Source organism: Mucilaginibacter sp. (assembly GCF_028287845.1).
GTDB lineage: Bacteria > Bacteroidota > Bacteroidia > Sphingobacteriales > Sphingobacteriaceae > Mucilaginibacter.
In genome coordinates this window covers 1-8,233 of the sequence record NZ_JAQBOW010000145.1, presented here as the reverse complement: position 1 = coordinate 8,233, position 8,233 = coordinate 1, and the positions used below count along the sequence as shown (strand labels likewise).

Genomic DNA, 8,233 nt, shown 5'->3' with positions numbered 1-8,233 from the left:
CAGGTACCTGATCTGCATAAAAAGCCAACTATTTTCATCATATCCCGTTCTATATAAGTGTTAATTACCCGGCAACATACCAAAGTTTTAATTGTTGGCGCAGGTCCATCCGGATTGATGATGGCGGCGCAGTTGCTGCGGCATGGCGTACAGCCAATTATTATTGACAGTAAACAAGGGCCCACCGATCAGTCAAAGGCCCTGGCAGTACAAGCCCGCTCGCTGGAAATATATAGGCAGATGGGTATTGTTGACCGAGTTTTGGCAAATGGAAAACAAGCCGGTGGGGTGGTATTTAACGAGGACGGGAAAGTATTAGCCGAATTATCATTAGCAAATACAGGTAAAGGAGAAACCAAATATCCGTTTATTCATCTTTATCAACAAAGTAAGAATGAACGCCTGTTACTTGATTTTTTAACTTTGAATTGCTGCCCGGTTTATTGGGACACCAATTTATTATCAGTAAAGCAAACAGCAGAGCGGGCCGAAGTGCAATTGCAATCAGGTACAGAAACTGTTATTTTAATCTGCGACTGGCTGATAGGTGCCGATGGTGCGCATAGTGTAGTGCGCAAACAATTACTGATACCATTTAATGGGGATACCTACGCGCATGAGTTTTATTTGGCAGATGTAGAGCTGGATAACCAACAACTCACAGGTGAGCAGGTGCAGCTTTATTTATCAAAAAAAGGATTTGCAGGATTTTTTCCCATGCCCGAGCAGAATTGCTACCGCGTAATAGGTAACCTCCCTGAAGGTGTTGAGCCGCGTGAGGACCTGCAAATAGAAGAAGTATTACCACATTTAAATAGCGTAGCTAATATGGATATGAAAGTGGTGCATATTAAGTGGTTTACCACCTATCGTTTGCATCATCGTATGGCGGATAGATTTAGGCAGCAACGTTGTTTTTTGGTGGGTGATGCCGCGCATATACATTCGCCGGTTGGCGGGCAGGGCATGAATACGGGTTTGCAGGATGCTTATAATTTGGCCTGGAAACTGGCAGGTGTGGTAAACGGGCAACTTAAAGAAGCCATTTTAGAAACTTATGCGGCCGAAAGAATGCCGGTTGCCAAAGGGTTGCTAAATACAACTGATGCAGTTTTTAAAGTGGTTATGTCAACCGGCTGGCTAAACATGTTATTAAAAAAATGGATAATGCCAAGCTTGTTAAAATTTGTTTGGAACAAAGAAAATTTGCGTAATATATTTTTCAGACGGGTATCGCAAATATTTATCAACTATCGGCACAGTGCCATCAGTTTGCATTTAAGCCACACAAAAATAGTTAAAGCCGGCGACCGCCTGCCATATCTTAAAGTATTCGACGAAAAGAAACAGGAAGAAACCGACCTGCATGAGTGGTGTGCCAAGCCGGGCTTTACATTAATAGTATTAGGCAAACTACAGGAAATAGATTTGTTTACCCTCGCTAAATGGATCACACAAAACTATGGAGTAAACCTTAATTTCTTTTACCTGCCGCCATCTGCTAAAAATGAGGAAGTATTTAAAACATTCGAAGTAAAAGAGGGTAAGAAGAAAGCGCTAATTATTCGCCCGGATATGCATATCGGTTTGATTAACGATGTTGTGGCTATTGATATGATGGATAATTATTTAAATAATGTGGTGGGATTAGCAAAAATCGGGTGATGGTTTTTATTCCAAAATGTATGGAGATATTAGCCGTGTATGGTTTCTGTCTTTCCGTAATTTTTCACTACCTGTGCCTCGTAAGTTAAAAATTCTTTCCAGCGTTTATCCACATCTATTGTAGTAGCATGCTTTTTAGCCAGGTTAATAAACATAGTATAATGTGTGGCCTCGCTTATCATCAGTTCATGATAAAACTCTGATAGCTGCTTATCATTTATATTTTCAGACAGTACTTTAAAACGCTCGCAGCTACGTGCCTCAATCATTGCCGAAAACAGTAACCTGTCAATCAACTGCGCTTCCCTGCCGCCGCCGATGATGATAAATTTGCGTAACTCATTCACATAGTCATCCTTACGTTCCTTGCCCAGCACATAACCGCGCTGTAAAATAATTTCATGTACACGTTTAAAATGATCCATTTCTTCCTGTACCAGGGCAATCATTTGTTGCACCAGATCGCTAAGGTTTGGATTCTGAACGATAAGCGTAATGCCATTAGTAGCCGCCTTTTGCTCGCAATAAGCATGGTCTATCAATAATTCTTCAATATTGCTTTCTACAACATTTTTAACCCAGGTGGGATCGGTAGGCAGTTGTAATTTCAGGATGGTTTTTTCGCTCACGGGGGCAAAGATAAAGGTTAATCTTCGTCAGTAAAAGCAGGGTTGTTGGTTATTGACCGGGCGTGGTGGTGGATGGTTAGAATTTCTAAGACGGTTTCAGTTTTATAACGATAGATGATTAAGTAGTTTTTAAAAACTAATTGACGTGCATCGATTGATTTATAATCGAATGGCTTCCCCAAGTTTGGAAAATCAAGTAATTGATTTATTGCATTAATAATCAATTGCTTTTCTAAAACCGCGTATCTATTTGAGCCTTGAGCTATAAAATCAACAATTTCCTTTAAATCGATTTTCGCTGTTGGCAAAATCTCTATTCTTACAGATCCTCTTTTAGCCATTCTGTTTTGAACTCATCCCAATCTTGACCTAAACCTTGTTTGGATTCAACTAATGCCTGTTCAACTTTTGCTGATAACAAAATCTTATCAAACACTTCCTCAATATCCATTTTATCGGGCATATTATTCAAAATATCCTGAAGCTTATCTTTAGTAATTACCATAAGATTTTTTTTATAAAGTTAAAAAATTACCTATACAAACTCTTACTCTCAATAAATTTTAAAACAGCGTCCGGAACAAAATATTGTACGTTCTTTTTTTCGGCGATAGATTTACGGATAAATGTGGCCGATAGTTCCATTTGCGGCGTCATGGTTATAGTTACCGATGGATGCGAGGCCAGCTCCGCGTTTTCATACCCAGGGCGCGGATAAACATAAATTTGATAATCGCGCAGTATCAATTTGTAGTTTTTCCACTTAGGCAGGCTCACCAGATTATCAGACCCCATAATAAGCGCGAACTCATGCTGCGGGTATTTTTCCTTTAAATGAGTTAAAGTGTCAATGGTGTATGATGGCTGGGGGAGTTTTAATTCTACGTCGCTCACCTCAATGTTCTGGGCATTATCAGTAGCTAAGCGGGCCATTTCTAACCTGTCGTAAGTATTGATCAGGTCGCCATACTTTTTTAGCGGATTTTGCGGTGATACGACCAGCCAAACCTTATCCAAGGTTGTGTGGTTAGCCAGATAATTAGCTATTATTAAATGGCCAATATGTATGGGATTAAATGAGCCGAATAGTAAACCTATCTTCATGTCAGTTTGCAGTTGGTAGTTTGCTGTTTACAGTTAATTATCCGGCATTAAGCAATGCAGTCATTTGCAATAAAATTCTTCACCAGCTTCTCCGCCTCTGCGCATGCCGTCTGAAGATCGTAATTTTTTAGTATAATGTCAAATCGGGGAGCGTAATTCAATTCTTTTTCTGCCTTAATAAAGCGTTCTTTTAATTTTTCGCCGCTATCGGTCCCTCGTGCAGTCAAACGCTCCTTAAGTACTTCTAATGACGGTGGCTGAACAAAGATTGCCATTGCTTGCCCGTCGTATTTACGTTTAAGGTGTAGGCCGCCTTCTACATCAATATCAAATATTACTGTTTTGCCTTTTTTCCATATTCGCTCAATTTCGGTACGCAAGGTGCCGTAAAAGGTGCCTGAATATACCTCTTCAAATTCAACGAATTCTTTTTTGGCTATAAGATGCAAAAATTCTTCTTTGCTTATAAAGTGATAGGCCTTATCATTTTCTTCATCACCTCTTCGTGGTCTTGTGGTAGCCGAAACAGAAAACTCTAATTCAGGAAATTTAGTAAGCAGATGTTTAACAATGGTAGTTTTACCGGCCCCTGATGGTGCAGAAAATATAATGAGTTTTCCTTGTTTGGTCATTAGTTTATTAGTCATTGGTCATTGGTCATTGGAGTCAATCCATTAGCTAATTAACCAATGACGGGTGACTAATGACCAGCGACTATAATACATTTAATAATTGTTCTTTAATTTTTTCAAGTTCTTCTTTCATCCCCACAACCAACTTTTGTATACCGGCATCATTTGCTTTTGAACCTAAGGTATTTATTTCGCGCCCTATTTCCTGCGATATAAAGCCCAGTTTTTTACCATTTGCATCCGCATTTTTCAATGTTTCAATAAAATAGTCGCAATGGGCTTTTAAACGTATTTTTTCTTCGGTAATATCCAGCTTATCAATATAATAGATCAATTCCTGCTCTAACCGGTTTTGATCAATCGCTTCGCGCCCAGCGGCCTCGCTTAAAAACTGATTCAAACGTTCGCGTATAACAGGTACACGTTTAGGTTCTTCAATTTCAATAAGCGTTAGGTTTTGCAAAATAATACCTATCCGGTATTTAATATCCTGCTCCAGTGTATTACCCTCATCGCTTCTAAACTGCTGAAACGCATCCATAGCCTGTTTAAAAGTATTCTCAACAACCTTCCATTCTTCCTCTGATACAGTTTCCTCATTATACTTTACAACTTCTGGTAAGCCAAGCGCCAATTGCAAGAGGTTATTTGCGGGCTCGTTTAAGTCATTGCTAACCGCTTTTAATTGCGCGTAGTAATGCTTTAGCAATACGGTATCAATACCTGCTGCTTTTACAGAAGAGCTTGCCTGCTCAACATTAATAGATAAGTTTACCTTACCGCGTTCTATTTGCTTACTGCAATCATTACGCAATTGGAATTCTTTTTCAGAAAATATTTTGGGAAGACGTAACGAGAGTTCAAGGAATTTGCTGTTCAGCGACTTTATTTCAACGGTGTACTTTATATTACCCGAATCAAAACTGGCAATCCCATATCCTGTCATGGATTTTATCATGCGCAAAGATAATATTTTTTGAAGATTGAAGATCAGAGATTAAAGATTAGTGTTTGCAAGGCGGTACCAAACACAATTGCAGAACAATTTAACATTGATCTTTAATTTTCATCACAAATATTTTTCTTAAAAATTAACATTTTTTTACATTTACACCCAATTACAATGTTTAAGTTTGCAGATTGAATAAGTCATTAATATATTATCGTTTTATTATTGCAAGTGTTATGTGCTTTTGCCTGGCTTTAAGCGCATCTGCACAGCAATCATTTATTGTAAAAGGGGTAATATTTAGAAAAAATACGCCCGATGTAATACCCCAGGCGCTTGTGACTAACCTAACCAGAAAAAATAACGGAATGAGTGATGAGCTGGGTAGCTTTCATATACAGGCCGCAATGGGCGATACCTTACTTTTTAAAAAGGATGACTATGCAGCGCAAATTTTGGTTGTTATAACACGAGTGGACCAGACTATATACATGCAACCTATAATTCATTTAAATGAGGTTACTATTAAGGATAAAAGCAGGAAGGATGAGTTAAACGAAGTAATGGATGACTATAAAAAGAAAAATCAATACTATACTTTAAACCCAAGCGCGTGGTCATTAGTAAATTCGCCTTTAACCGGCTTATATGAGATATTTGGAAAAGGAGCCGCACAAGCTAAACGATTTAGGCAATACTCAAAAGAAGAGTTGGAGCGTGCAGCTGTTGCTAAACGATATAATAAGAAATTAATATTACAGGTAACCAGCATGCCTGACATCGAAGTACAGGATTTTATGCTTGCTTTTACGCCCTCGTACGAGGATATAACAGTTTGGAGTGACTATGATATAATTAGTTATATCAAAAGAAATTATGAGTATTACCGGAATAATAAAAGTTCTTTAAAAATAGAAAAGCTGTATTAAGCTATATTCCTAAAGCTTCGCAGGCTCTTTCGGCAGCCAATTTTTCAGCATTTTTTTTGCTGAATTCTTTTCCCGTTCCCATCATTTGTCCATCAACGCTGGCTTGTACCGTAAACAGCTTGGTGTTTTCGCCATCACCGTTCTCAATCAAATCAAAAGAAATATCCTTACTGTGACGCTGGCACCACTCAATGAGCTTGCTTTTAAAATTGGTTTCTGTTTGCTCAAGCGTATGAATATCAATATGCGATTTGATGATGTGGTTAACCAAAAAATGCTTGGTAAAATCATAGCCTTTATCCAGGTATACCGCACCAATCAACGCTTCAAAGGCATCACCTAATAGTGATCCTTGCCGGGTGGGCCCTAAAGCACGGTTATCATAGTCAATAAGCTGTTCAAATCCCAGCTTTCGCGCCAGTTGATTGAGATTAACCCTGCTAACAATTTTTGAGCGCAATTCTGTTAAAAAGCCTTCATCTTCATAAGGGTATAGCTTAAAAAGCACTTCGGCAACTACGCTGCCCAATACAGCATCGCCTAAAAACTCTAAACGCTCATTGCTGTTCTTTACGCCTTTTTTTACGCTCTGGGCCACAGATTTATGGCGAAATGCCATACGGTATAACGACAAATTGCCCGGTACAAACCCGAGCAAATTTTTTAAAACCTTAACGTATTTTCTGTGTGGAGATAAATATAGTTTATATAACTGGCTAACAGGCATCCACTATTATTCTTCGTATTTTTTAAATATTACAGAAGCATTATGGCCACCAAATCCAAATCCATTACTCTGCACTATTCTTACGTCGCGTTTTTGAGCCTTATTAAACGTAAAGTTTATTTTAGGATCAAAAGCAGGATCATCAGTAAAGTGGTTAATAGTTGGCGGGATTATGCCATGATTTAAAGCCAGTATAGATGCGATAGCTTCAACTGCGCCGGCGGCACCCAATAAATGGCCCGTCATTGATTTTGTTGAGCTGATATTTATACGATAAATATCCTCGCCAAAAACATCCTGTATAGCTTTAATTTCTTGCGGATCACCAATAGGGGTTGATGTTCCGTGAACATTTACATAGTCAATATCTGATGCTTGCAGCTCTGCATCTTCAAGGGCGGCCCTCATTACCAGTGCGGCGCCAAGGCCGTCAGGATGCGGTGCCGTCATGTGATAAGCATCGGCACTCATGCCGCCACCCATCATTTCTGCATAAATTTTTGCTCCGCGGGCTTTAGCGTGCTCCAATTCTTCTAAAATAATAGTTCCCGCACCTTCACCTGCAACAAAACCATCGCGGTCAAGATCAAACGGACGCGATGCTGTTGCCGGGTCATCATTACGTACAGATAACGCGTGCATAGCATTAAATCCGCCTATACCGGCTTCATTAATAATAGCCTCAGAACCACCACTTATAAACATATTAGCTTTACCCAGGCGGATATAGTTAAATGAGTCTATTAATGAATTGTTTGATGAGGCACACGCAGAAACTGTAGAGAAATTTGGACCGCGTAAACCATATTTGATAGAAATATGGCCCGGAGCTATATCAGCAATCATTTTAGGAATAAAAAACGGATTAAAGCGAGGGGTACCATCACCTTTGGCAAAGTTAACCACCTCATCTAAAAATGTTTTTAACCCCCCAATGCCTGATCCCCAGATAACACCTATACGGCTGGTGTCCAGTTTTGAAAAATCTAAACCGGCATCTTTTACAGCTTCTTCGGTTGAATATAATGCATATTGAACAAAAGGATCAAGCTTACGCGCGTCCTTTCTTCCTAAAAACGCATCGGCATCGAAACCTTTTACTTCGCAAGCGAATTTGGTTTTGAACAGTGACGTATCAAAACTTTTAATCAAAGCTGCGCCACTTACCCCATTGATTAAGGAGTTCCAATATGCTGGAACGCTATTGCCAATTGGAGTAAGTGCCCCTAGCCCGGTTACTACAACTCTTCTAAACTTCATTTAATTGAATAAGAGAGTCTTATTTAACGTTTTTTTCAAGGTAAGCGATGGCTTGACCCACTGTGCCAATTGTTTCAGCCTGATCGTCAGGAATAGCCACATTAAATTCTTTTTCAAACTCCATGATAAGTTCCACGGTGTCTAAAGAGTCAGCACCAAGGTCGTTGGTGAAGCTAGCCTCAGGTGTTACTTCACTTTCGTCAACACCCAATTTTTCTACGATTATAGCTTTTACTCTTGAAGCGATATCAGACATAGTATTATAGTTTAATGATTAATAATTTCAGTGCAAAGAAAAATAAAATCTATCAAATATCAAATCTAAAACTTTTTAGTTT

The 8,233-nt window shown here is 39.1% G+C and carries 11 protein-coding genes; 2 read left to right on the top strand and 9 right to left on the bottom strand.

What is annotated here, in order from left to right; genetic code table 11:
- The first annotated feature begins 57 nt into the window (after nt 1-57).
- Nucleotides 58-1,665, top strand: coding sequence for an FAD-dependent monooxygenase (locus tag JWP71_RS14340; protein ID WP_299501268.1), 1,608 nt, complete (start codon nt 58-60; stop codon nt 1,663-1,665).
- 29 nt (nt 1,666-1,694) lie between these two features.
- On the opposite strand, the gene JWP71_RS14335 is transcribed toward JWP71_RS14340, so the two are convergent.
- From JWP71_RS14335 to JWP71_RS14310, 6 genes are all read right to left on the bottom strand, one after another.
- Nucleotides 1,695-2,294 (bottom strand): tRNA-(ms[2]io[6]A)-hydroxylase, encoded by a 600-nt coding sequence (locus tag JWP71_RS14335; RefSeq protein WP_299501266.1) that lies wholly within the window; start codon nt 2,292-2,294, stop codon nt 1,695-1,697.
- A 17-nt stretch (nt 2,295-2,311) separates the two neighbouring features.
- Entirely contained in the window at nt 2,312-2,635 is a 324-nt protein-coding gene (locus tag JWP71_RS14330) for a type II toxin-antitoxin system RelE/ParE family toxin (RefSeq protein ID WP_299501264.1), read from the bottom strand.
- Nucleotides 2,614-2,799, bottom strand: coding sequence for a hypothetical protein (locus JWP71_RS14325; protein WP_299501262.1), 186 nt, complete (start codon nt 2,797-2,799; stop codon nt 2,614-2,616). Before JWP71_RS14325 ends, JWP71_RS14330 begins: the two co-directional genes overlap by 22 nt.
- Before the next feature lie 26 nt (nt 2,800-2,825).
- Nucleotides 2,826-3,398: a nicotinate (nicotinamide) nucleotide adenylyltransferase gene (gene nadD / locus JWP71_RS14320; protein ID WP_299501260.1), complete on the bottom strand. Its 573-nt coding sequence runs from the start codon at nt 3,396-3,398 to the stop codon at nt 2,826-2,828.
- Nucleotides 3,399-3,445: 47 nt separating this feature from the next.
- A complete protein-coding gene (gmk, locus tag JWP71_RS14315; RefSeq protein ID WP_299501258.1) occupies nt 3,446-4,045 on the bottom strand; it encodes a guanylate kinase in 600 nt (199 codons plus the stop codon).
- A 67-nt stretch (nt 4,046-4,112) separates the two neighbouring features.
- Nucleotides 4,113-4,988 (bottom strand): YicC/YloC family endoribonuclease, encoded by an 876-nt coding sequence (locus tag JWP71_RS14310; RefSeq protein WP_299501256.1) that lies wholly within the window; start codon nt 4,986-4,988, stop codon nt 4,113-4,115.
- Between the two features lie 182 nt (nt 4,989-5,170).
- On the opposite strand from JWP71_RS14310, the gene JWP71_RS14305 reads away from it, so the two are divergent.
- Entirely contained in the window at nt 5,171-5,908 is a 738-nt protein-coding gene (locus JWP71_RS14305; protein ID WP_299501253.1) for a hypothetical protein, read from the top strand.
- 1 nt (nt 5,909) lies between these two features.
- Here the strand turns inward: JWP71_RS14305 and rnc are convergent, their stop codons facing one another.
- The 3 genes from rnc to JWP71_RS14290 are packed head-to-tail and all read right to left on the bottom strand — an operon-like array spanning nt 5,910 to nt 8,151.
- Nucleotides 5,910-6,635 (bottom strand): ribonuclease III, encoded by a 726-nt coding sequence (rnc, locus tag JWP71_RS14300; protein ID WP_299501251.1) that lies wholly within the window; start codon nt 6,633-6,635, stop codon nt 5,910-5,912.
- Nucleotides 6,636-6,641: 6 nt separating this feature from the next.
- Nucleotides 6,642-7,895, bottom strand: coding sequence for a beta-ketoacyl-ACP synthase II (fabF, locus tag JWP71_RS14295; RefSeq protein ID WP_299501249.1), 1,254 nt, complete (start codon nt 7,893-7,895; stop codon nt 6,642-6,644).
- Between the two features lie 19 nt (nt 7,896-7,914).
- Nucleotides 7,915-8,151: an acyl carrier protein gene (locus JWP71_RS14290; RefSeq protein ID WP_008508386.1), complete on the bottom strand. Its 237-nt coding sequence runs from the start codon at nt 8,149-8,151 to the stop codon at nt 7,915-7,917.
- Nucleotides 8,152-8,233: the final 82 nt, after the last annotated feature.

Bases quoted from the DNA above. Each gene is read 5' to 3' on its own strand.
- JWP71_RS14330 (WP_299501264.1), bottom strand. From the start codon at position 2,635: ATGGCTAAAAGAGGATCTGTAAGAATAGAGATTTTGCCAACAGCGAAA.
- JWP71_RS14325 (WP_299501262.1), bottom strand. From the start codon at position 2,799: ATGGTAATTACTAAAGATAAGCTTCAGGATATTTTGAATAATATGCCC.
- nadD (WP_299501260.1), bottom strand. From the start codon at position 3,398: ATGAAGATAGGTTTACTATTCGGCTCATTTAATCCCATACATATTGGC.
- gmk (WP_299501258.1), bottom strand. From the start codon at position 4,045: ATGACTAATAAACTAATGACCAAACAAGGAAAACTCATTATATTTTCT.
- JWP71_RS14310 (WP_299501256.1), bottom strand. From the start codon at position 4,988: ATGATAAAATCCATGACAGGATATGGGATTGCCAGTTTTGATTCGGGT.
- rnc (WP_299501251.1), bottom strand. From the start codon at position 6,635: ATGCCTGTTAGCCAGTTATATAAACTATATTTATCTCCACACAGAAAA.
- fabF (WP_299501249.1), bottom strand. From the start codon at position 7,895: ATGAAGTTTAGAAGAGTTGTAGTAACCGGGCTAGGGGCACTTACTCCA.
- JWP71_RS14290 (WP_008508386.1), bottom strand. From the start codon at position 8,151: ATGTCTGATATCGCTTCAAGAGTAAAAGCTATAATCGTAGAAAAATTG.